This is a genomic window from Streptococcus iniae (assembly GCF_030732225.1).
Classification (GTDB): Bacteria; Bacillota; Bacilli; order Lactobacillales; family Streptococcaceae; genus Streptococcus; species Streptococcus iniae.
Genome location: NZ_CP132230.1, coordinates 1,103,382 through 1,124,254, shown reverse-complemented (window position 1 = coordinate 1,124,254; position 20,873 = coordinate 1,103,382). Strand labels below are relative to the sequence as shown.

The window sequence follows — 20,873 nt, the reverse complement described above, 5'->3', positions numbered from 1 at the left end:
ATCAGTTATCAAAATGGACTGATTCAAGAAAGGAGCCAAAAGATGGCTAAAAAAGATTACACAGAGTTGGCAAGAGATATTGTTGCTCACGTGGGTGGAAAAGAAAATATTATTGGTCTTAAACATTGTGTCACTCGTCTTCGTTTTCATTTAAAAGATGAAGCAAAAGCCGATGATAATTACCTTAAAAATAGAGATGGTATAGTAACAGTTGTTAAAGCAGGTGGGCAATATCAGGTTGTTATTGGTAATCATGTCCCTGATGTTTATGAGTCAGTACAAGGTGTTACTGGGATTGCGGGTGGAGGCCTTTTAAATATTGATGAAGGTGATGCTCCTAAAGGCTCTCTTTTTGATCGTTTTGTAGACTTAATTTCAGGAATTTTCCAACCGATGTTAGGCACACTTGCTGCAGCAGGTATTATCAAAGGTTTGGTATCTATTTTATCAGTATCATTAGGATGGAATGCTACTAACAGTGCCTTATATGTTATTTTAAACACAGCTGGTGATGGTTTTTTTCAATTTCTTCCAATTATATTAGCCTATAATGCAGCACGTAAGTTTAAAATGAATGAATTCACTGCTATGGGAATTGCTATGGCTTTGGTTTATCCAACCTTACCAGGCACTCTTACTGCATTAAGAGAAGCAAAATTAGCTAATGTTTTAGGTATTCCATTTGAATTACCTGCAGCAGGAAGTTACCTTCAAACCGTTATGCCAATTATATTAGCCGTTTGGGTTGCATCCCATGTTGAAAAAAGCATGAAAAACATTATTCCAGACGTTGTTAAAGTTTTTATGGTTCCTTTTACAACACTCCTAATTGTTGTTCCATTGACATTCTTGGCAGTTGGTCCAATTGCTAATTTTGCCTCTGACTTACTATCAGCTTTATTTACTTCAGTTATGGGCTTTAGTCCACTCCTTTATGGTATTTTACTTGGAGCATTGTGGCAGATTCTTGTCATGTTTGGTCTTCATTGGGCTATTGTACCATTAGCAATATTACAATTTTCACAAAATGGTTGGTCAACAATACTTCTTGCAGCAGCATTACCAAACTTTACCCAAACAGGTGTTCTTGCAGCTATCATGCTTAAAACAAAAGAGAAAAAAGTTAAAGAGATTGCTATGCCAGCCTTTATTTCCTCAATCTTTGGGGTAACTGAGCCAGCAATTTACGGCATTACTTTACCAATGAAAATTCCATTTTATATTTCTTGTGTGGTATCTGGTCTTATTGGTGCAGGATTATCATTCTTCGACTTGAAAAACTATGCTATGGGTGCCTTGGGAATCTTTATGTATCCAGGTTACGTTAGTCCTAAAGATGGTATGACCCCGATGTTTATTATGATGGCGTTCACTCTTGCAGCTATTCTAGTTTCCTTTGCACTACAAATGATTGCACCAGTTCCTTACCTTTATGGTGGTCAAGAAGGAGATGATGCTACAAGTGCAATTGAAGAAATAAGTGACATTACGCCTCTTAAAGACATTAAACAAGAAATTATTGCTAGTCCACTGTCTGGCCAATTAGTACCATTAGCAGAAGTTCCGGATGAAGTGTTTGCATCTGGTGCAATGGGGAAAGGGATTGCGATTAATCCAAGTGAAGGTATCATCTATGCTCCAACAAATGCTGAAGTGATCTTAGTTTTTGCAACAAAACATGCCATTGGTCTTAAAACTGAAAACGGTGCAGACTTGTTAATCCATGTTGGTATGGATACCGTATCTTTAGGAGGAAACGGCTTTAATGCTTTAGTAAAGGTTGGCGAAAAAGTTGCAGCTGGTCAAAAACTGTTAGAATTTGATATTCAAACCATTAAAGCTGCTGGCTTACCAGTAATCACACCTGTCATTGTGACTAATACAGAAGTTTTCGAAGATATTCTAGTTAGTCAAGAAAAAGAAATCGCATCTGGTGATTACCTGCTAACAACAATTTATTAAGAAAAATAACGCACATGAAAAGAGCTCCTTATATAAAGCAGTGAAACCTTTGAATACTGTTTTTATAAGGAGCTCTTTTTCATTTTTAGAGTTACTTTTGATCTGATTTTGCTGGATTAATCAGGTTTTGGCTTTCTCTAGTTTTAGTATACTGTTTGCGATAGTAACTTGGTGTGACAAAAAAATACCGTTTAAATTGCCTGTTGAAATGAGAGAGGTTATTAAAACCAATATCATGAGTAATTTCTAGAATAGGTTTAGTGGAATGTGCTAATAACTCACAAGCTTTATTAAGTCTTACTTGAATCAGAAATTCAGTACAAGAGCTTCCAGTATGTTGTTTAAAGACAGACATAAAATGGGTTTTACTATAACCAATATAGTCGGCTAAAAATTCAATTGTCAGGTTTTCATTATAATGGTGGTTGATAAAATCAATGAGTTGCCTAATTTTTTCATTTTTTCGATAAACATCATCTGTCGTTTTACGAAGAACATAGCGGTAATAAAAAAGAAGATAAATAAATTCATGGAGTTTTGATTTAAGAAGGAGTTCAAAATGTCTGCCTTCTTCTTTTGCGAGTTTAAAAATGGTAAATAAGCAGGATTTAATATCAGAGTATCCCGGCATATCAGGTTTAATACAATAGACAAATTTGTAATCACTATTTTGCAATGGTTGAAGATAACGTAAACTAACCTGATCAATAATAGTAGAACCAATCATTTCTAAGTGAAATTGAAAAGTATCCATAAGGTGTTTTTGATTAGCTATTGGATGTATTGAGTGCATGCCATTTGGTCTAATTAAAACGATATCACCAGCCTGGCTATTAAAAAAATCATAATCAATATGGTATCGTGCTGTACCTTCATAGATATAATTAATTTCCAATTCAGGATGCCAATGAAAAAGAATATCAGGCCGGCCATTTTCAACACGGGTTTGAAAATAGTTATAAGGTAAAAGATGTTTCTGTTCAGTCATCGAAAGTTTAGGGATAGTTTGTCTGTTTTTTACCATGAGCTTATTCCTTTTAGATTCATATAATAGTATTATAACAGATTATTGCAAAAGAAAAACGATAAGCATTCATATATTTCATTAGATAAAATTATCAATTGAGATGTTAAGGTTGGAGGATTGGCTAAAATTGAATAGTTATGAAATGGCAGTTTTGATCAATGTCATAGGATAGTATCATATATACATATCATTGAACAAGAAATACATGTTTAAAAAACCTATACTATAACTATTAGAAATGAAAGAGGAAGAACAATGACAAATACACAATTTCCAAAAGGGTTTATGTGGGGCGGTGCAATTGCTGCCAATCAAGCTGAGGGTGCTTACAATGAAGGTGGTCGTGGATTAGTTCAAACAGATGTTACAACGGGTGGTTCTGTAAATAGTCCGCGTTATGCAACATATATTGATAAGGATGGAAAACCAGGCAAAATGCCTTCAATGGGTCATACAGCAGTTTTACCTGAAGGTGCTAAGTTTGCTGTTTTAGAAGATCATTATTATCCTAATCATGAAGCTGTTGATTTCTATCATCGATATAAAGAAGATATCAAATTATTTGCAGAAATGGGTTATAGCATTTTCAGACTATCAATTTCATGGGCACGTATTTTTCCAAAGGGAGATGAGACTCAACCTAATCAAGAAGGATTAGATTTTTATCGTGCTGTTTTCGAAGAATGCCATAAATATGGTATTGAGCCTTTGGTTTCTATCTGGCACTTTGATACCCCACTTTATTTAGAAGAAACCTATGGCGGCTGGACGAATAGAGCATTAGTAGATTTGTATGTTAAATTTGCTGAGACTATTTTTAAAGAGTATAAGGGATTAGTAAACTATTGGTTAACTTTTAATGAAATCAATAACACCGTAATGTTTTTAGATATGTTTGGTGGCAATGCTGATGATAAGGAATATCAGGATGCCTACCAACACCTACATCATCAATTTCTTGCCTCAGCTAAAGCTGTTGAAATTGGGCACCAAATTAACCCAGATTATATGATTGGAAATATGATTTGTGGCATCACCTTCTATCCCGCAACATGTGATCCAGCTGATATTTTAGCGGCTGAGCATAAGTGGGAACAAGGCATTTATTACTGTGGTGATGTTCAAGCAAAAGGAAAATATGGAACCTATGCTAAACGGCTATGGAAAGAACATCATGTTGAACTTGAGATGGCAGAAGATGATTTAGAAATTCTTGCAAAAGGTAAAGTAGATTTCTATACTTTCTCATATTATATGTCTAACAATGTGACAACTCATGAAGTGACAGATAAGGTAGCAGGTAATTTTTCTTCAGGAGCTCGTAATGAGTACCTTGAGTATTCTGATTGGGGTTGGGCACAAGATCCAACAGGTTTACAATACTATCTTGAAAAGATTTACGACCGCTATGAACTTCCCTTGATGGTTGTTGAAAATGGTTTGGGTGCCTTCGATACTGTTGAGGAAGACGGTTCTATTCATGATAATTATCGTATTGATTATCATCGTACTCATGTCAAAGCCATGTCCGACGCGGTAGCTAATGGTGTTGATCTTATTGCCTACACAACCTGGGGTTGTATTGATATTGTTTCTGCTGGTACTGGTGAGATGCGCAAGCGATACGGCTTTATTTATGTTGATAAAGATGATGAAGGTAAAGGAAGCTTAGAGCGCACTCCTAAAGATTCCTTTTATTGGTACAAAAGAGTGATTGCGTCTAATGGTCAAGACCTCAATTAGAGCGACATTATCATATATTAATCCTGTTTGTCTGAAGACTTTTTGGTATACTAATTATTGAGAAAGAACGAGGACAAAAAATGCTTGAAGTTGTAACAGAAGAACTCTTAAATTATCAAAATAATCGCTTGCAAGTCTATCAAAAAGGGAATCAAAATATTGATAAGGATGCCACAATTTTTGTTGGCGATTCCATTATTGAATTTTACCCTCTTAAAAAATATTTTGGGCGCAATGAGACAATCTACAATCGTGGAATTGCGGGAATTGATACTTATTTCTTGGAAAAACACCTTGAAGATTATCTTTACCACTTAGAAGCTAAACGAATTTTTTTATTAATCGGAACAAATGATTTAGGTCTTGGGCATTCCATTTCTGATATTAAAGAAAAAGTGATTGATATCGTTTCAAAACTAAAGATTGATAATATCTATGCTGAGGTAAATCTTATTTCGGTTTTACCGGTTTCTGATTTAGAAATGTTTTCCAAAACTGTCAAGGTCCGGTCAAATGATGCCATCGACCAACTTAATAGTGAATTAGAAGCAATCCCTGGAATAACTTTTATTCCAATTGCAAATCACCTAAAAAATGACAGAAATGCCTTAAATGATTATTACACCAAAGATGGCTTACACCTCAATGTATTAGGTTATGACAAATTATCACAACTTTTAAAACCTTATCTCAGCTAGGATTTAAAAGGAATAGTATGATATGTAATGGCCATAACAATGATTGTTAATGACGTGGGTGATTTCTTTCTTGGTCATATAGGAAATAACAAAATGAAAGAGTAACTAACAATGACTAAACTTTATCTGATGCGACATGGGCAAACTCTCTTTAATACTCAAGGACGTGTTCAAGGGGCCTGCGATTCACCTTTAACAGAAGTTGGCATTAAAGAAGCCTTACTTGCAAAAACATATTTTGAACAAGAAGATATTGTTTTTGATAAGGTTTATTCGTCAACTCAGGAGCGAGCAACTGATACGGCAAAACTAATTGTAGACCAAAATGTTTATCAGCTTAAAGGTTTGAAGGAAATGAATTTTGGTACTTTTGAAGCTCAACCCGAGTATTTACTACCAAAACATCGAGAGGGTGCTAGCTCTTTTGAAGATTTATTGGTTCCCTATGGTGGTGAAGACATTCGTCAAGTAGGCAAACGCCTTAAAGTTGAAATGCAAAAACAAGTTGTGAAGGAAAAAGAAGACGGGGTTATCTTGATGGTTAGTCATGGCGCGGCCATGTGGGGCTTATGTCTAGAATTAGGCATTACATTTCCACCAGGTGTTTTCTTCACCAACTGTTCTATTTGTGAATTTGATTATGATGCAGGCCAATTTACTTTAAAAAAATTAGTGCAACCAACTAATAACTTCAAGAGCTATCATTTTTAACATTACCAAAGCCCACATCAGCTCGACACTTTTTTAAGCACACCTTTAGAACAGACAGTAATAATTGAAGTCAATTCCCTCTAGCGCCCTTTCCTTAGTTGTGTGCTTACTATCATTTCTTAAAAAAGGAGTATTATAATGAATACAGAAGCTAAATTTCCAAAAGATTTCCTATGGGGTGGTGCGACAGCTGCAAACCAATGCGAAGGCGCCTATGATAGAGATGGTCGTGGCTTAGCCAATGTTGATCTTGTTCCTATTGGAAAAGACCGTCTCCCAATTATTACCGGTCAGAAAAAAGTTGATCATTTTGAAGACAATTATTTTTATCCTGCTAAGGAATCAATTGACTTTTATCATCATTACAAAGAAGATATTGCTTTGTTTGCTGAAATGGGATTTAAAACTTATCGTATGTCTATTGCTTGGTCTCGCATTTTCCCTATGGGGGATGAGAGTCAACCAAATGAAGCTGGTCTTCAATTCTACGAAAATGTTTTTAAAGAATGTCATAAATATCAAATTGAACCTTTGGTAACCATTACGCACTTTGACTGCCCTATGCATTTAATTGAAACTTACGGAGGCTGGCGTAATCGTAAAATGATTGATTTCTATGAAAACCTTTGCCGTGTGATTTTCAGCAGATATAAAGGTCTTGTTAAGTATTGGTTAACTTTTAATGAAATCAATATGATTTTACACGCACCATTTATGGGAGCTGGTTTATCTTTTGATGAAGGTGAAAATGTAGAAGAGGTGAAATACCAAGCAGCTCATCATGAATTAGTAGCATCAGCCTTGGCCACTAAAATAGCTCATGAAATTGATCCTAATAACAAAGTTGGCTGTATGTTAGCAGCAGGGCAATACTATCCAAATACAGCACATCCACGGGATTATTGGGCATCTATGCAAGAAGACCGTCATAATTATTTCTTCATAGATGTTCAGGCGCGTGGGAAGTATCCTAATTATGCTATGAAGCAATTTGAGAGGGAGAAACTTGACATCAAGATGACTGAAGATGATTTGAAACTATTAGCAACTCATACAGTCGATTTCATTTCATTTTCATATTATTCAAGCCGAGTCGCATCAGGTGATCCAGATGTTAACGAAAAAACACAAGGTAATATTTTTGCCTCCTTAAAAAATCCTTATTTGAAGGCTTCAGAATGGGGTTGGCAAATTGATCCTCTTGGACTTAGAATAACCTTAAATGCTATTTGGGACCGCTACCAAAAACCACTTTTTGTTGTTGAAAATGGTTTAGGCGCAATTGATACTCCAGACGAAAACGGTTATGTTGAAGATGATTATCGTATTGATTATTTAAGAGAACACATCAAAGCAATGAATGATGCTATTAATTGTGATGGAGTGGACTTACTTGGTTACACAACCTGGGGTTGTATTGATTTGGTTTCAGCTGGGACAGGGGAAATGAAAAAACGGTATGGTTTTATATATGTCGATAGAGATAACTACGGCAATGGAAGTTTAAAACGTTCTAAGAAAAAATCTTTTGATTGGTATAAACGTGTGATTGCTTCACAAGGAGTAGATTTAGATTAACTCAGACAGCATTAAGATTTAGGGCTTTTAGTAGCCCTTTTTTAATCGAATAAATTAGCTTAAAGTAGAACTTATAGTGTATAATAGGAGAAAGGAGTTTATATGAAATTCGAGAAAAAACAAGTGATTTACCTTATTATTGCCTTTATTGCTTGCTATGCTATTCAAGCCAACTGGCAAGCTGGAACTGATATTATTGATAGTGTTTATAAAACAAGCCTTCCTTTTTTGTATGGAGCAGCACTAGCTTATATTGTTAATATTGTCATGGGAGCTTATGAAAATCTGTTATCGCATTTTTTCAAACCTGAGCATCATTTTCAATTAAAACGAGGTATTTCGATGGTTTTAGCTTATCTAACCTTTTTTGCCTTATTTTTTTGGATCATTTCGATTGTTATTCCAGATTTAATTTCAAGTATTAGTAAACTACTGACTTTTGATACCTCTTCCATAAAAAAAGTGATTAAAGATTTAAATGACAATCAACTCTTGAACAAATGGATGGATTATATTGGTGGAGATGCTAAAATTACGGAGACTATTTCTGGCTATAGTCAACAACTCCTACAAAAGTTTTTAGCAATATTAACGAATATTCTAACGTCAGTATCAGCCATTGCATCAGCTATTATTAATGTTTTTGTTAGCTTTGTCTTCTCCCTTTATGTTTTAGGAAATAAAGAACAATTGGGACGTCAAACAAATACGCTAATCGATACCTACGCTGGAAAGTATGCTCATGGTATTCACTATGTCACTGGTATTTTACATCATCGTTTCAGAGGATTTTTTGTTAGCCAGACCATTGAAGCAGCTATTTTAGGAACACTAACTGTAATAGGAATGTTGATATTTCAATTTCCTTTTGCAGCTACTATTAGCATATTAGTAGCATTTACCGCTTTAATACCTGTAGTTGGCGCTTATATTGGGGTTACTGTTGGTTTTGTTTTAATCATGACTCAGTCCTTTTCACAAGCTGTTTTATTTGTCATTTTTATTGTTGTTTTACAGCAATTTGAAGGTAATTTAATTTATCCTAGAGTTGTAGGTGGCTCAATTGGCTTACCAGCAATGTGGGTTTTGTTAGCTATTACAATTGGAGCTTCTTTAAAAGGTATTGTTGGTATGATTATTTCAGTGCCACTAGCAGCAACTTTATATCAGATGTTAAAAGACGATATCGCAAAACGTCAAGCAATTGAAAAAAAGCAAATTTCTTAGGAAATTTGCTTTTTTTTCGAATAAAATAGTGGAGGGCATTTTATGTACAGTATTAAATTAGAACACGAAACCTTGCTACCACGTGAGAGATTGGTCAGATATGGCGTAGAGACATTAAGCAATCAGGAACTCCTAGCCATCTTACTACGAACAGGCAATAAAGAAAAACATGTGATGGAGCTATCTGCTTATTTATTGTCTTCGCTTGATAGATTATCAGATTTAAAGCAGATGTCACTTCAGGAGTTGCAACAGTTATCTGGTATTGGAAAGGTAAAATCCATTGAAATTAAAGCAATGCTTGAACTTTCAAACCGAATCCAGGCTGAAAAACAAGGAATAGAAAATCAGATACTTTCTAGCCATCAAATAGCCAAACTAATGATGCACGAATTAGGGGATAAAAAGCAGGAGCATCTAGTCGCCCTATATTTAGATACTCAAAATAGAATTATTGAAGAAAAAACAATTTTTATCGGCAGTGTTAGACGCTCAATTGCTGAACCAAGAGAAATTCTACACTATGCTTGTAAAAATATGGCTACAAGTCTCATTATAGTTCATAACCATCCCTCAGGTTCAACAGAACCAAGTGAAAATGATTACCATTTTACAGATAAAATAAAACAATCATGTGATCATATTGGAATTGCATGCCTAGATCACATCATTGTTAGTAAAGAAGGGTATTATAGTTTTAGAGAAAAATCCAATCTTTTTTAAAGAGTATAGGATTGAATGAAATAGTTAAATATTTCAGCATCTTGGCTTCGAGCATTTTGTAAAAGTTCGGGATGCCATTGTAAGCCAATAAAACCGATTTCAGAATTATTAGAAATCACAGCTTCGATGGTTTCATCTCTTGGATCTCTAGCAATAACAGAGAGATCAGGAGCTAAATCCTTGATACATTGATGGTGCAAGGAATTTATTGCTGCTTGCGATCCAAAAATATCATTAAGAAATGATGTTTCTTCAATAGTGATATCATGACAAGTTGTATCAGATGGTGTCTCTTGCCAATGACCTGAAATATTTTGATGAAGACTGCCACCTAGAAATACATTCATTAATTGCATGCCTCGACAAATTCCTAAAATAGGCTTTCTTTGTTTAATAGCTTCTTTGATCAGTTCGATTTCATATTCATCTCTTTCAAGAAAGAAGTCATCATCAAAGGCATTTTTGTCTTCATTATAATATTTAGGGTCAACATTTTGACCACCTATAAGAATTAATTTATCAATGTTAGAGACATAAGTCTGTGCAGCCTCTTGATCACCAATTGGCAATAAAAGAGGAATACCACCTGATTTTATGACGGCTTCTGAAAAACCTGCTGGCGCATATGTCCAAGGCAGGTCATCAAGTGTTCTATTTAAACGCTGGTTTGCGCTAATTCCGATGATTGGTTTAGGCATTAAAACTCCTAGAAATTATTATTATGATTCATAAAGTAAAGAAGGGTTTGTAGTTCGCTTGTTAGGTCAACGTATTGAACAATTACCCCTTTAGGGACTTGCAAATGAAAGGGAGCAAAACTTAGGATCCCTTTGATTCCTGCTTCAACTAATTGGTCAGCAACTTCTTGTGCATAGATACTGGGAACAGTTAAAATAGCAGTTTCAATATCACTTTCTTGGACATGCTCCTTAATGCTTGAAATGCCATAAACTGGGATACCATCACTTGTTTTTGTGCCTACAATATCATTATCATCGACATCAAAAGCCATTGCTATTTGCATCTTATTACGGTCATGGAAGCGGTAGTGTAGTAAGGCACGACCAATATTACCACAACCAACCAACAAAACATTAGTTGTTGAATGGTCATTTAGTAAGTCAGCAAAAAAGTTCATCAATTTAGTCACATCATATCCAAAACCACGTCGTCCAAGCTCACCGAAGTAAGAAAAGTCTCGACGAACAGTGGCAGAATCAATGCCCATTGCATCTGCAATTTGTTTTGAGCTAGCTTTCTCAACTTGATCGGCATGAAATCTTTTAAAAATACGATAGTAAAGTGATAGTCGTTTAGCGGTTGCTTTTGGAATAGATTTATCAATAACCACAATAGTTACTCCTTTTTTAATGTTAATTAATTTCTGTCTTATTTCTATCTCTATTGTAACAAAAAGTTTGTGAATTATGCAACAGCTAAACAAAAATATTCCATTAAAATGAGAAATTGAATAAAAAAAGACGTTATCATTAAAGTAGGGTCTCTAATAATAACATCACTTGGATTAATGCTTATTTTCTTGGCTTAAGTAGAAGTAGAGGTCACCAAAATTTCCCTTATAATCTAATTCTTTTCCATTTACAAGAAGTTTTTTAACCTTTAGATAATCAGCTATCAAGATATTACAAGAATGTTGGGCTCTTTCTAAAGCTTCCATATCATCATAAGTAATGATTTTTTCTTGTTTACTTTCGTTGTAATAAGTAATCTCAATCATATCTTACCTCCATAATAGATTAATATACTTATTATACCTATTTTGGTAGAGTAGCTCAACTGATTGGATTAGAGCTCTTCTTTTGTGAAAATACCACGTTCTACTAAACTATCCATTAAAAAATAAAATTTGTCCTGTAATATTTTAGTTTGCTCTGATTTAAAGATATTAACAAGTCGTAATCCAGACATATCAGTAATAGCTAGTTTAAAAGAAGTCAAATCTTTATTGATTGTAATTTTTAGAGGAAACCCCTGACCAGAGTTTGGAACTTCTTCTAAAAGCCTTGTTAATTCATAATGACCAGGTTTAGTTTGAAAAAAGGTTGTATCTCTTAAAGTGTATTTTTTGATGTCTGAGCTAATCGCGTAGCGATAGCGACAGTCTTTTAGGGCAATTTCTTTTTCAAAAGCCATCTTATCCTCCAATGATTGTTTTTAAGTGTTTTGTTAATAATTGAACGTCATCTAAATGATTGAGTTCAGAAAAAGACACGCGAATGGATTCTTTTAATGCAGGAGCAGTTTTCCCATAGTAATTTTCTAAAACATGACTAGGCTGAACATTTCCGGCTGTACAAGCTGAACCAGTTGAGATAGCAAAACCTTCAAGGTCTAAACGAGTGAGCAATGTTGCATTGTCACAGTTTGGGAAGCCGATATTAAGAATATGAGGCAAGGATTCTTCATTCTTAGTCAAATAAAAGTCAATACCAGACAAGTGATTTAAAAAACTTTCTTTTAAGTTTGTCACAGTTTGCCAGTGTTGGGATTTCATTTCATAGGCAACTTCAAGGGCTTTAGTCATACCAACAATACCAATCATGTTTTCAGTGCTAGCACGCCTTTTTTCTTCTTGATCCCCCCCATGAAGAAGTGAATCAAAGTGCAGGGGATTTGCATAGAGAAAGCCGACACCTTTGGGACCATGAAACTTATGTGCTGAAGCTGATAACAAATCAATTTTTGCAGTTATAGGAGAAATTTCAATTTTCCCCATAGTTTGAACAGCATCGACATGAAAAACAGCTTGATGATCTTTAAGGGCTTGTCCAATTTCAGAAATGGGTAATAAATCGCCTGTTTCATTATTTGCTGCCATAACACTAACCAAAATGGTATCTTCGCGCAAAGCATCCTTGATTTGCTGAGCAGTAATGTGTCTGTTTTGAGGTTTAATATAAGTCACTTCAAAACCAAACCGTTCCTCAAGATATGCCATAGTATGTAGAACAGAGTGATGCTCGATACTTGTTGTGATCAGGTGTTTTCCTTTAGACTGATTTGCAAGGGCATAACCCTTGATTGCTGTATTATTACTCTCAGTTCCTCCGGAGGTGAAAATGATGTTTCGACTTTCGACACCTAGTAATTGAGCAATACTTTGCCTACAATCTCTCAATGTCTTATTTGCGGCTCTTCCATAACTATGAATACTAGATGGATTACCAAACTGACCTTGCATACTTTCTGTCATAGCTTCTATAACAGACGGTAATAATGGAGTAGTGGCAGCATTATCAAAATATATCATGTTTTATTTCTCGTCACCACTGAAATTAAAAAGTGGACTGAGTGGTTTTCTTTCGTGAATTCTGATGATAGCTTCTGCAATTAATTCGCTAGCTGATAGGTATGTGGCATTGCTTGGCACTTTATTTTTAGTTAAGACAGAGTCAGTTACTAAAATCTCTTTAATTGGTGCAGCTTCTAAAATTTCTGCAGCACCGCCAGCAAACAGACCATGGCTTGAAACAGCATAAATCTCGGTAGCGCCACCACGTTCCAAAATTTTAGCTGCTTCAGCAAAGGTTTTACCTGTGTTTAAAATATCGTCAATAATAATTGCTTTTTTTCCTTTTACATCTCCAATGATATAACCTTCTTCACGCTCACTATCATCTTGAGCATAATCAATAATAGCAATAGGAGAATCTAAATATTCTGCCAAACTACGTGCACGTTTGATGCCAGAGTTTTTTGGACTAACCACAACAGTGTCTTCACCAGAAATTCCTTTTTTACAATATTCTGCAGCAAAAAGGGGAACAGTAAAGAGATTATCAACTGGTAAATTAAAGAAACCTTGCACCTGAACGGCATGCAAATCAAGGGTAAGGACACGATCGACACCAGCCTTAGTTAGCATATTTGCTACTAATTTTGCTGTAATTGGTTCACGTGTCTTAGCAATTCGGTCTTGACGTGAGTAGCCAAAGTATGGAAGAACAACGTTAACTGTGTTAGCACTTGCTCGTTTACAAGCATCAATCATAATCAACAATTCCCAAAGATTATCATTTACAGGGAAACTTGTTGATTGAATAATGTAGATATCATCTCCACGGACTGTTTCTTCAATATTAATCATAATTTCGCCATCAGAAAATTTACGTGATGACAATTTTCCAAGTGGAATACCAGCAGCTTGAGAGATTTTCTCTGCAATGGCAGGATTAGAAGTGAGTGAAAACAGTTTGATTTGCTTATCAGCATATCGTTGAATCATGATAATATTTGCTCCTTGCATCTTTTAGGGAATAGTTTAGGATACTATTCATAATTTTGTAGACATTACTATTTTATCAGAAAAACAGAAAAATGACAGTTTTTCTGTTGTCTTTACGAACGATTTCTTAAGGTTTTAGTAAAACGGGCGACTTTACTTTTGGCATATTTGAAAGAAATCTGGTTTTCTAATAAAAACTTATCAAAGTCATTTTGCCCTTTAATAGGGTCGTCAACTTCAAGTTCCAGTTCATAATCAATTACAGAAGAGTAGTGATTATAATCTAGAGCCATTTTGCCGATAGCAGTATCTGTTTCACGTCTAGTTGTTGTTAAAAATCCAAAGCATTCTAATTGGCCACAGTCAACAGATGTTTGTGCAATCATTTCTTTTATGGGATTCTCATCTAATTGAAAATTTTTAACCAGCTGTTTTGCCACTATTAAATCTAAAGAAACGTTGTACTCACGATTTCCAATTTTTTCAGGAACTTTTAAAGTCATTTCGGCACTATCGTTGAATGTTCGGATTCTGAGGGACATTCGATTAGCTTTTAAATCGAAATTTGGTGTATCAATGTAATAATTTGTTTGCGTTAAGGGCTCAATATGAGACAGTTTCACAAGGAGTCGGTTGTATTCATCTTTAGTTAGAAGGGTTTTGTATTCTATTTCAAGGTTGGGCATGTGTCGTTCCTTTTGTTGGTTTTTTATGCTATAATAAATTGTTATTTCAATTTTATATTAAAGTTTAGACTTTGACAAGAAAGGTGTGATTCTGTGGCATTAGACTGGGAAGTTTTTTTGGATCCGTATATTCAGACTGTTGGCGAATTAAAGATTAAACTAAGAGGGATTCGAAAGCAATTCCGAAAACAAAATCGCTATTCTCCAATTGAATTTGTAACGGGTCGTGTAAAATCTGTAGATAGCATAAAGAAAAAAATGATCATGCGTGGTGTTTTGGAAGAAAATATCGCTCAAGACATACAAGATATAGCCGGTCTCAGAGTTATGGTTCAATTCATTGATGACGTTGAAGAAGTATTGCACTTATTGCGAAAAAGAGAAGATATGACCATCGTTTATGAACGGGATTACATTCATAATATGAAAGAAAGTGGCTACCGGTCTTACCATGTTGTGGTAGAATACCCAGTTGACACTATTGAAGGCCGTAAAAATGTTTTAGCTGAGATTCAAATTCGTACCTTAGCAATGAATTTTTGGGCCACAATTGAACATTCGTTAAACTATAAATATAGCGGTGATTTTCCTGAAGAAATCAGAACTCGCTTATCTACAACAGCCAAAATCGCCCTAGAATTAGATGAAGAAATGCGGAAAATACGAGATGATATCCGAGAGGCACAATTATTATTTGACCCCATAAATCGTAGCCTCAGTGACGGTGTAGGAAACAGTGATGACACAGATGAATTATACAGATAAAGCTACTCGAGTAGCAATTATAGCAAATGGAAAATACCAAAGTAAGCGCATTGCTTCAAAGTTATTTTCTGTTTTCAAAGATGACCCCGATTTTTACCTTTCAAAGGTAAAGCCAGATATTGTGATTTCAATTGGGGGTGATGGCATGTTATTGTCAGCATTCCATATGTATGAAAATGAGCTAGATAACGTACGTTTTGTTGGAATCCATACTGGCCATTTGGGGTTTTATACTGACTATCGTGATTTTGAAATTGATAAATTGATTGAAAACTTGCGCTTTGATAAGGGAGATCGTGTTTCTTACCCTATTTTAAAAGTTATTATTAGTCTGGAAGATGGGCGTGTTATCAAGGCAAGGGCTCTAAACGAAGCAACAGTTAAGCGCATTGAAAAAACAATGGTTGCTGATGTCGTTATTAACAACGTTAAATTTGAAAGTTTCAGAGGTGACGGACTTGCTGTGTCAACACCAACGGGAAGTACAGCCTATAATAAGTCACTAGGAGGGGCTATCTTACATCCTACTATTGAGGCTCTACAATTAACGGAAATTTCAAGTCTTAATAATCGCGTTTTCAGAACCATAGGCTCGTCATTGATTATCCCCAAAAAAGATAAAATCGAGCTCTTTCCTCAACGGGCTGGTATTTACACTGTTTCAATTGATAATAAGACCTATAACCTCAAAAACATTAAAAAAGTTGAGTATTACATTGACTGTGAAAAAATACATTTTGTATCTACCCCAAGTCACACCAGTTTTTGGGAGAGGGTTAAGGATGCTTTTATCGGAGAAATTGACGAATGAGATTTGACTATGTTGCAGATAAGAGAACCAAAGTAAAAACCTTGCTCAAAAGTCATGACGTGTCAAAAGGATTATTAGCAAAAGTCAAGTATCGAGGTGGACAAATATTAGTCAATGGCGTTGCGCAAAACGCCATTTATCTTTTGAATGTCGGTGATCTTGTTTCGATAGATATTCCAAACGAACAACCTTTTGAAAAATTAGAAGCTGTGTCGCATCCATTGGACATTGTTTACGAAGATGATCACTTTATGGTTATTAATAAACCATTTGGCTTTGCTAGTATTCCAAGTGCAATTCATTCCAATACCATTGCAAATTTTGTTAAAGCTTATTACATCGAAAAAGATTATCCCAATAAACAAGTTCATATTGTAACCAGACTTGATCGTGATACTAGTGGATTGATGCTTTTTGCAAAGCATGGTTATGCTCATGCAAGACTTGATAAACAATTACAAAAACGCTCTATTGAAAAGCGCTATTATGCCTTGGTTTCTGGGCAGGGGCAACTACCTGACCACGGAGAAATCATCGAGCCTATCGGTCGATCAAAAGACAGTATCATTACAAGAGCTGTTGATCCTATGGGAAAGTATGCTAGAACTAGTTATCAAGTGATTGCGCGTTATCCTCAAAATGTTCATTTGGTAGACATCAAACTTCATACTGGCAGAACCCACCAAATTCGTGTTCATTTTTCACACATTGGTTTTCCTTTGTTAGGGGATGATTTATATGGTGGTAGACTTGATTTAGGGATTACGCGACAAGCTTTGCATTGTCATTTCTTAGGTTTTTATAATCCTTTTGAAAAAAATGACACTAAACATACAATAAATTTGACAGATGACTTTGACAACGTTATCATAGGTTTACAGAAAAAATAAAAGAGGTATTATTAAAATGGGTATTAGAAGTTTGTTTGGTGGTTTAAGAGAAAAAGTTGTTGGACAAAACATTAAAATCGTTTTCCCAGAAGGTAACGATGAACGTGTTGTCCGTGCAGCAGCTCGTCTTAAATTTGAAGGTCTTGTAGAACCAATTATTTTAGGTGAAGCAGCAGATGTTCGTAGCCTCCTTACAAAACTAGGTTTTGCAGATCAGAATTATACAATTATTAATCCTGAAACTTACGAACAATTTGAAGAAATGAAAGCAGCATTTGTTGAAGTCCGTAATGGTAAAGCAACAATGGAAGATGCTGACAAAATGCTTAAAGATGTTAACTATTTTGGTGTTATGCTTGTTAAAATGGGCCTTGCAGACGGTATGGTTTCAGGTGCTATCCATTCAACAGCAGATACGGTACGTCCTGCACTTCAGATTATTAAAACAAAACCAGGTATTTCAAGAACGTCTGGCGTTTTCTTAATGAACCGTGAAAATACAAGTGAACGTTATATTTTTGCTGACTGCGCTATTAACATTGATCCTAATGCACAAGAATTAGCTGAAATTGCAGTTAATACAGCTGAAACGGCAGCAATTTTTGACATTGATCCTAAAATTGCCATGTTGAGTTTCTCAACAAAAGGCAGTGGTAAAGCGCCGCAAGTTGATAAAGTTACTGAAGCAACTAGAATTGCTAAAGAACTAGCCCCTGAATTAGCTTTAGATGGTGAATTACAATTTGATGCTGCTTTTGTTCCTGAAACAGCTAAAATTAAAGCACCAGACAGTGATGTTGCTGGTCAAGCAAATACTTTTGTCTTTCCAGACTTGCAATCAGGTAATATTGGTTACAAGATTGCACAACGTTTAGGGATGTTTGATGCAATTGGTCCAATCTTGCAAGGGCTTAACAAACCAGTTAATGATCTTTCACGTGGATCAAGTGCTGAGGACATCTATAAACTAGCCATCATTACCGCAGCTCAAGCTTTGGAAGCAAAATAATTGAGATTTTATAGAGTGCATCATTACTTTGCTTGTGATGTCACTCTTTCTTTTTATTACAATAGGAGAAGACGATGCTTAAAAAAATTGCTCTTATTACTGGTGCATCAGCTGGTTTTGGTGAAGCTATTGCAAGTCAATTAATCAGAGATGGTTATTGTGTTATTCTGGCTGCTAGGCGACTAAACAAATTGGAAGACCTTAGAGATCAGTTTGGTTTAGACAAAGCCTATGCGTTAAAGATGGATGTCTCAGCAACAGATAGCATAGATCAAGCAATAGCTAGCTTACCAGAAGAATGGCGAACTATTGATTTATTGATTAATAATGCTGGACTTGCGCTTGGTTTAGACAAAGCATTTGAAGCAGACTTTACAAAATGGCAAACCATGATTAATACAAATATTATTGGACTAAGCTATCTAACCCATCGTATTCTACCAGATATGGTTAAGCGAAATTCCGGAATGATTATCAATATAGGATCAACCGCTGGAACGATTCCATATCCAGGTGGAAATATTTACGGAGCTAGTAAGGCATTCGTTAAACAATTTTCCCTTAATTTAAGAGCTGATCTTGCAGGTACAAAGATTCGAGTAACTAACATTGAACCTGGGCTTTGTGAGGGAACAGAATTTTCATCTGTTAGATTTGATGGCGATCAACAAAGAGTTGAAGCTATCTATGCTGGAGCACATGCCATTCAACCTAAAGACATTGCTAATACCGTTTCTTGGATAGCAGCGCAACCGGAACATGTTAATATCAATCGAATTGAAATCATGCCAGTTTCACAATCCTATGGCCCCCAACCGGTTCATAGGGATTAAAATATCAAAAAACAATTAAAAAGCCAACTAAATTGGAATTCTGTGTTACAGAAAACCAGACTTGTTGGCTTTTTCTTTAAATATGATAGCTTGTAGAACTTTATAAGCTATTGATAGAATGTAATAGGACTTGTTATTGTTAGTAAATAAGTAGAATAACTGTGCCTGTTTATCATTTTTTAGGGTTTTAATAGTCGTCGGAGATTGATGGTCCAGATGTGACATCAGACCAACCAACAATTGCTTGTGCCGTTTCGTCAAGGTATTGGCTTAATATTGGCTTTAAATCTTGAACGATATCAATGCTACCCAAGTAATGTTTTTGATGGTCTCTAATGGCATAATAGGACTGAAAGTAAATATGGTCAAGAGAAGCAGAAGGCAAGAGAAGGTGTTTACTATCTGCTCTTTCAGGGTCAGATAATTGCTGGTAAAGCCAAGGTTCAAGTCTACTTGTTTGATCTGGAAAAAATGTTCCATTAAATTGTTGGTTGTGAAAGGTGAAATGGCCATCTTTGTCAGAAATCCTTAATTGGTATAGGAAATCCTGCAAACAAGAACTTGAGTATTTTTGATAAAAGTTATTCAAGTAACGACTTAACCTTAAAATAGTATCAGCACTGTCTAATATTTCTTGATTAACATAAAAAGAGTCTGAGGAGCCTAATTGATGGCTAAAAAGTAAGTGAGGTTTGTCGAGAGTTTCAATAGGGGTAAAAGAAAAAATGGCGTCAAACGGCCCCTTTACCTTTTCTATTGCATCTATTATATAAATAGAAAAGAGATCACTGTAATAGGTTTTTAGTTTTGTGTAAAATTCAGCTTCAAAGGGATTGTTAGGGTTTTCTAAGGCTATTATGTTAAGATATTTATTCATACTGTAATCATACCTTAATTTGAATAGATATGGCAACAGAAATGATTTTTGTCAATAGAGTAGGAAAGTATCATAAAATCAGATGATTGGCTTAGCTTTTAAACTAGTACTATGGTTATAATAAAATAGTATTAATTATTCTTAGAGGTGAGGTAATGAGACAAAAAATCATATTTTTAGATGTCGATGGCACATTAGTAGATTACTATAATACAATTCCCGACTCAGCAATTAAAGCCGTTCAAGAAGCCCGTAAAAAAGGACATCTGGTATATGTTTGCACAGGTCGTAGTCGCTCGGAAATGCCAGAAGCCATTTTAACTCTTGGATTTGATGGTATGATTGGTGGTAACGGTTCTTATCTTGAACATCATGGAAAAGTGCTTATGCACCAAAAAATGTTAACAAAAGATGTTAATGATATTGTTGATTGGCTTCAAAAACGTGGCCTAGAGTTCTATTTAGAGTCACATAATGGCCTTTTTGCTAGCAAAAATTTTCGAGAACATGCCCGACCTGTTTTTAGAACTTACGCAATGCGAAAAGGAAAAAGTGAAGATGACGTTAAAAGTCTAGAAGCTGAGGATGCCTTGTATGGTTTAATTTATAATGGTGGAGAACCTTATCCTGATGATGTCAATAAGGTCAGTTTCATTTTAAAAAGTTATCAAGATCATCTGGATTCCATTAAAGCCTTCCCGCATTTAGAGGCCCATACTTGGGGTGGTCGAGGAGAAACAGCACTCTTTGGTGATTTGGGTATTAAAGGGATTAATAAGGCAATTGCGATTGATGTGCTGCTAACTCATCTTGCCTTAGACAGAGAAGATACAATTGCATTTGGTGATGCGAAAATTGATATTCCAATGCTAGACTATTGTAAAATTGGGGTGGCAATGGGAAATGGTGGTCCAGAAATCCTTGAAATAGCTGATATGATTACAGATGATGTTGAAGAAAATGGACTCTACAATGCCTTTAAAACATTAGGTTTATGCCAATAATAAGTACTCAAGATAAGACTGAGTTTTCTCAGTCTTTTTTAATTTTTGACCTCAAAAATTAATCAAAGATTTCGACTAATAGG

Annotated in this window: 22 protein-coding genes; 13 read left to right on the top strand and 9 right to left on the bottom strand. The window is 35.2% G+C overall.

Going from position 1 to position 20,873, the window contains the following annotated elements:
* Positions 1 to 42 precede the first annotated feature (42 nt).
* Entirely contained in the window at positions 43 to 1,962 is a 1,920-nt protein-coding gene (locus tag Q9317_RS05600; RefSeq protein ID WP_003099743.1) for a beta-glucoside-specific PTS transporter subunit IIABC, read from the top strand.
* 91 nt (positions 1,963 to 2,053) lie between these two features.
* Here the strand turns inward: Q9317_RS05600 and Q9317_RS05595 are convergent, their stop codons facing one another.
* A complete protein-coding gene (locus Q9317_RS05595) occupies positions 2,054 to 2,986 on the bottom strand; it encodes an AraC family transcriptional regulator (RefSeq protein ID WP_003099742.1) in 933 nt (310 codons plus the stop codon).
* A gap of 258 nt (positions 2,987 to 3,244) precedes the next feature.
* On the opposite strand from Q9317_RS05595, the gene Q9317_RS05590 reads away from it, so the two are divergent.
* The 6 genes from Q9317_RS05590 to radC all read left to right on the top strand — a co-directional run bounded on the left by Q9317_RS05590 (position 3,245) and on the right by radC (position 9,669).
* Positions 3,245 to 4,732, top strand: a complete 1,488-nt coding sequence (locus Q9317_RS05590; protein ID WP_003099741.1) for a glycoside hydrolase family 1 protein — start codon at positions 3,245 to 3,247, stop codon at positions 4,730 to 4,732.
* 80 nt (positions 4,733 to 4,812) lie between these two features.
* Positions 4,813 to 5,430 (top strand): GDSL-type esterase/lipase family protein, encoded by a 618-nt coding sequence (locus Q9317_RS05585; protein WP_003099740.1) that lies wholly within the window; start codon positions 4,813 to 4,815, stop codon positions 5,428 to 5,430.
* A 111-nt stretch (positions 5,431 to 5,541) separates the two neighbouring features.
* A complete protein-coding gene (locus Q9317_RS05580; protein ID WP_003099739.1) occupies positions 5,542 to 6,141 on the top strand; it encodes a histidine phosphatase family protein in 600 nt (199 codons plus the stop codon).
* A 138-nt stretch (positions 6,142 to 6,279) separates the two neighbouring features.
* Positions 6,280 to 7,719, top strand: a complete 1,440-nt coding sequence (locus Q9317_RS05575) for a 6-phospho-beta-glucosidase (protein WP_003099738.1) — start codon at positions 6,280 to 6,282, stop codon at positions 7,717 to 7,719.
* A 102-nt stretch (positions 7,720 to 7,821) separates the two neighbouring features.
* Positions 7,822 to 8,946, top strand: coding sequence for an AI-2E family transporter (locus Q9317_RS05570; protein WP_003099737.1), 1,125 nt, complete (start codon positions 7,822 to 7,824; stop codon positions 8,944 to 8,946).
* A gap of 42 nt (positions 8,947 to 8,988) precedes the next feature.
* Positions 8,989 to 9,669 carry a RadC family protein gene (gene radC, locus Q9317_RS05565; RefSeq protein ID WP_016356016.1) on the top strand — a complete coding sequence of 227 codons (681 nt, stop codon included), beginning with the start codon at positions 8,989 to 8,991 and terminating at the stop codon, positions 9,667 to 9,669.
* Here the strand turns inward: radC and Q9317_RS05560 are convergent.
* The 7 genes from Q9317_RS05560 to Q9317_RS05530 all read right to left on the bottom strand — a co-directional run bounded on the left by Q9317_RS05560 (position 9,666) and on the right by Q9317_RS05530 (position 14,601).
* Positions 9,666 to 10,367 (bottom strand): gamma-glutamyl-gamma-aminobutyrate hydrolase family protein, encoded by a 702-nt coding sequence (locus Q9317_RS05560; protein ID WP_003099731.1) that lies wholly within the window; start codon positions 10,365 to 10,367, stop codon positions 9,666 to 9,668. The two genes, radC and Q9317_RS05560, sit on opposite strands and share 4 nt — an antisense overlap.
* Positions 10,368 to 10,375: 8 nt before the next feature.
* A complete protein-coding gene (locus tag Q9317_RS05555; RefSeq protein WP_003099729.1) occupies positions 10,376 to 11,020 on the bottom strand; it encodes a redox-sensing transcriptional repressor Rex in 645 nt (214 codons plus the stop codon).
* A 174-nt stretch (positions 11,021 to 11,194) separates the two neighbouring features.
* Positions 11,195 to 11,407, bottom strand: a complete 213-nt coding sequence (locus Q9317_RS05550; protein WP_003099727.1) for a DUF4649 family protein — start codon at positions 11,405 to 11,407, stop codon at positions 11,195 to 11,197.
* Between the two features lie 68 nt (positions 11,408 to 11,475).
* On the bottom strand, positions 11,476 to 11,823 hold the full coding sequence (locus tag Q9317_RS05545) for a DUF1831 domain-containing protein (RefSeq protein WP_003099725.1): 348 nt from the start codon (positions 11,821 to 11,823) through the stop codon (positions 11,476 to 11,478).
* Position 11,824: 1 nt separating this feature from the next.
* On the bottom strand, positions 11,825 to 12,940 hold the full coding sequence (locus Q9317_RS05540; protein ID WP_003099723.1) for a cysteine desulfurase family protein: 1,116 nt from the start codon (positions 12,938 to 12,940) through the stop codon (positions 11,825 to 11,827).
* Positions 12,941 to 12,943: 3 nt separating this feature from the next.
* Positions 12,944 to 13,915, bottom strand: a complete 972-nt coding sequence (locus tag Q9317_RS05535) for a ribose-phosphate diphosphokinase (protein WP_305981521.1) — start codon at positions 13,913 to 13,915, stop codon at positions 12,944 to 12,946.
* 113 nt (positions 13,916 to 14,028) lie between these two features.
* Positions 14,029 to 14,601 (bottom strand): CYTH domain-containing protein, encoded by a 573-nt coding sequence (locus tag Q9317_RS05530; protein ID WP_003099718.1) that lies wholly within the window; start codon positions 14,599 to 14,601, stop codon positions 14,029 to 14,031.
* Between the two features lie 93 nt (positions 14,602 to 14,694).
* Here Q9317_RS05530 and yjbM point away from each other — a divergent pair, with 93 nt between their 5' ends.
* The 5 genes from yjbM to Q9317_RS05505 all read left to right on the top strand — a co-directional run bounded on the left by yjbM (position 14,695) and on the right by Q9317_RS05505 (position 18,909).
* Positions 14,695 to 15,366: a GTP diphosphokinase gene (gene yjbM, locus Q9317_RS05525; protein ID WP_121791512.1), complete on the top strand. Its 672-nt coding sequence runs from the start codon at positions 14,695 to 14,697 to the stop codon at positions 15,364 to 15,366.
* On the top strand, positions 15,341 to 16,177 hold the full coding sequence (locus Q9317_RS05520; RefSeq protein WP_003099713.1) for an NAD kinase: 837 nt from the start codon (positions 15,341 to 15,343) through the stop codon (positions 16,175 to 16,177). Before yjbM ends, Q9317_RS05520 begins: the two co-directional genes overlap by 26 nt.
* Complete coding sequence (locus tag Q9317_RS05515; protein WP_016356014.1) at positions 16,174 to 17,067, top strand: RluA family pseudouridine synthase; 894 nt, start codon at positions 16,174 to 16,176, stop codon at positions 17,065 to 17,067. The genes Q9317_RS05520 and Q9317_RS05515 overlap by 4 nt, the downstream gene beginning before the upstream one ends.
* Before the next feature lie 16 nt (positions 17,068 to 17,083).
* Positions 17,084 to 18,076 (top strand): phosphate acetyltransferase, encoded by a 993-nt coding sequence (gene pta / locus Q9317_RS05510; RefSeq protein ID WP_003099706.1) that lies wholly within the window; start codon positions 17,084 to 17,086, stop codon positions 18,074 to 18,076.
* Positions 18,077 to 18,150: 74 nt separating this feature from the next.
* Positions 18,151 to 18,909: an SDR family NAD(P)-dependent oxidoreductase gene (locus Q9317_RS05505; RefSeq protein WP_003099705.1), complete on the top strand. Its 759-nt coding sequence runs from the start codon at positions 18,151 to 18,153 to the stop codon at positions 18,907 to 18,909.
* Positions 18,910 to 19,096: 187 nt separating this feature from the next.
* Here the strand turns inward: Q9317_RS05505 and Q9317_RS05500 are convergent, their stop codons facing one another.
* On the bottom strand, positions 19,097 to 19,786 hold the full coding sequence (locus tag Q9317_RS05500; protein WP_003099704.1) for a hypothetical protein: 690 nt from the start codon (positions 19,784 to 19,786) through the stop codon (positions 19,097 to 19,099).
* 155 nt (positions 19,787 to 19,941) lie between these two features.
* On the opposite strand from Q9317_RS05500, the gene Q9317_RS05495 reads away from it, so the two are divergent.
* Positions 19,942 to 20,790 carry a Cof-type HAD-IIB family hydrolase gene (locus tag Q9317_RS05495; protein WP_003099702.1) on the top strand — a complete coding sequence of 283 codons (849 nt, stop codon included), beginning with the start codon at positions 19,942 to 19,944 and terminating at the stop codon, positions 20,788 to 20,790.
* Positions 20,791 to 20,873: the final 83 nt, after the last annotated feature.

Excerpts from the sequence above, each read along its gene's own strand:
- Q9317_RS05600 (WP_003099743.1), top strand. The coding sequence starts at position 43 with ATGGCTAAAAAAGATTACACAGAGTTGGCAAGAGATATTGTTGCTCAC.
- Q9317_RS05595 (WP_003099742.1), bottom strand. The coding sequence starts at position 2,986 with ATGGTAAAAAACAGACAAACTATCCCTAAACTTTCGATGACTGAACAG.
- Q9317_RS05590 (WP_003099741.1), top strand. The coding sequence starts at position 3,245 with ATGACAAATACACAATTTCCAAAAGGGTTTATGTGGGGCGGTGCAATT.
- Q9317_RS05585 (WP_003099740.1), top strand. The coding sequence starts at position 4,813 with ATGCTTGAAGTTGTAACAGAAGAACTCTTAAATTATCAAAATAATCGC.
- Q9317_RS05580 (WP_003099739.1), top strand. The coding sequence starts at position 5,542 with ATGACTAAACTTTATCTGATGCGACATGGGCAAACTCTCTTTAATACT.
- Q9317_RS05575 (WP_003099738.1), top strand. The coding sequence starts at position 6,280 with ATGAATACAGAAGCTAAATTTCCAAAAGATTTCCTATGGGGTGGTGCG.
- Q9317_RS05570 (WP_003099737.1), top strand. The coding sequence starts at position 7,822 with ATGAAATTCGAGAAAAAACAAGTGATTTACCTTATTATTGCCTTTATT.
- radC (WP_016356016.1), top strand. The coding sequence starts at position 8,989 with ATGTACAGTATTAAATTAGAACACGAAACCTTGCTACCACGTGAGAGA.
- Q9317_RS05560 (WP_003099731.1), bottom strand. The coding sequence starts at position 10,367 with ATGCCTAAACCAATCATCGGAATTAGCGCAAACCAGCGTTTAAATAGA.
- Q9317_RS05550 (WP_003099727.1), bottom strand. The coding sequence starts at position 11,407 with ATGATTGAGATTACTTATTACAACGAAAGTAAACAAGAAAAAATCATT.
- Q9317_RS05545 (WP_003099725.1), bottom strand. The coding sequence starts at position 11,823 with ATGGCTTTTGAAAAAGAAATTGCCCTAAAAGACTGTCGCTATCGCTAC.
- Q9317_RS05540 (WP_003099723.1), bottom strand. The coding sequence starts at position 12,940 with ATGATATATTTTGATAATGCTGCCACTACTCCATTATTACCGTCTGTT.
- Q9317_RS05535 (WP_305981521.1), bottom strand. The coding sequence starts at position 13,915 with ATGATTCAACGATATGCTGATAAGCAAATCAAACTGTTTTCACTCACT.
- Q9317_RS05530 (WP_003099718.1), bottom strand. The coding sequence starts at position 14,601 with ATGCCCAACCTTGAAATAGAATACAAAACCCTTCTAACTAAAGATGAA.
- Q9317_RS05520 (WP_003099713.1), top strand. The coding sequence starts at position 15,341 with ATGACACAGATGAATTATACAGATAAAGCTACTCGAGTAGCAATTATA.
- Q9317_RS05515 (WP_016356014.1), top strand. The coding sequence starts at position 16,174 with ATGAGATTTGACTATGTTGCAGATAAGAGAACCAAAGTAAAAACCTTG.
- pta (WP_003099706.1), top strand. The coding sequence starts at position 17,084 with ATGGGTATTAGAAGTTTGTTTGGTGGTTTAAGAGAAAAAGTTGTTGGA.
- Q9317_RS05505 (WP_003099705.1), top strand. The coding sequence starts at position 18,151 with ATGCTTAAAAAAATTGCTCTTATTACTGGTGCATCAGCTGGTTTTGGT.
- Q9317_RS05500 (WP_003099704.1), bottom strand. The coding sequence starts at position 19,786 with ATGAATAAATATCTTAACATAATAGCCTTAGAAAACCCTAACAATCCC.
- Q9317_RS05495 (WP_003099702.1), top strand. The coding sequence starts at position 19,942 with ATGAGACAAAAAATCATATTTTTAGATGTCGATGGCACATTAGTAGAT.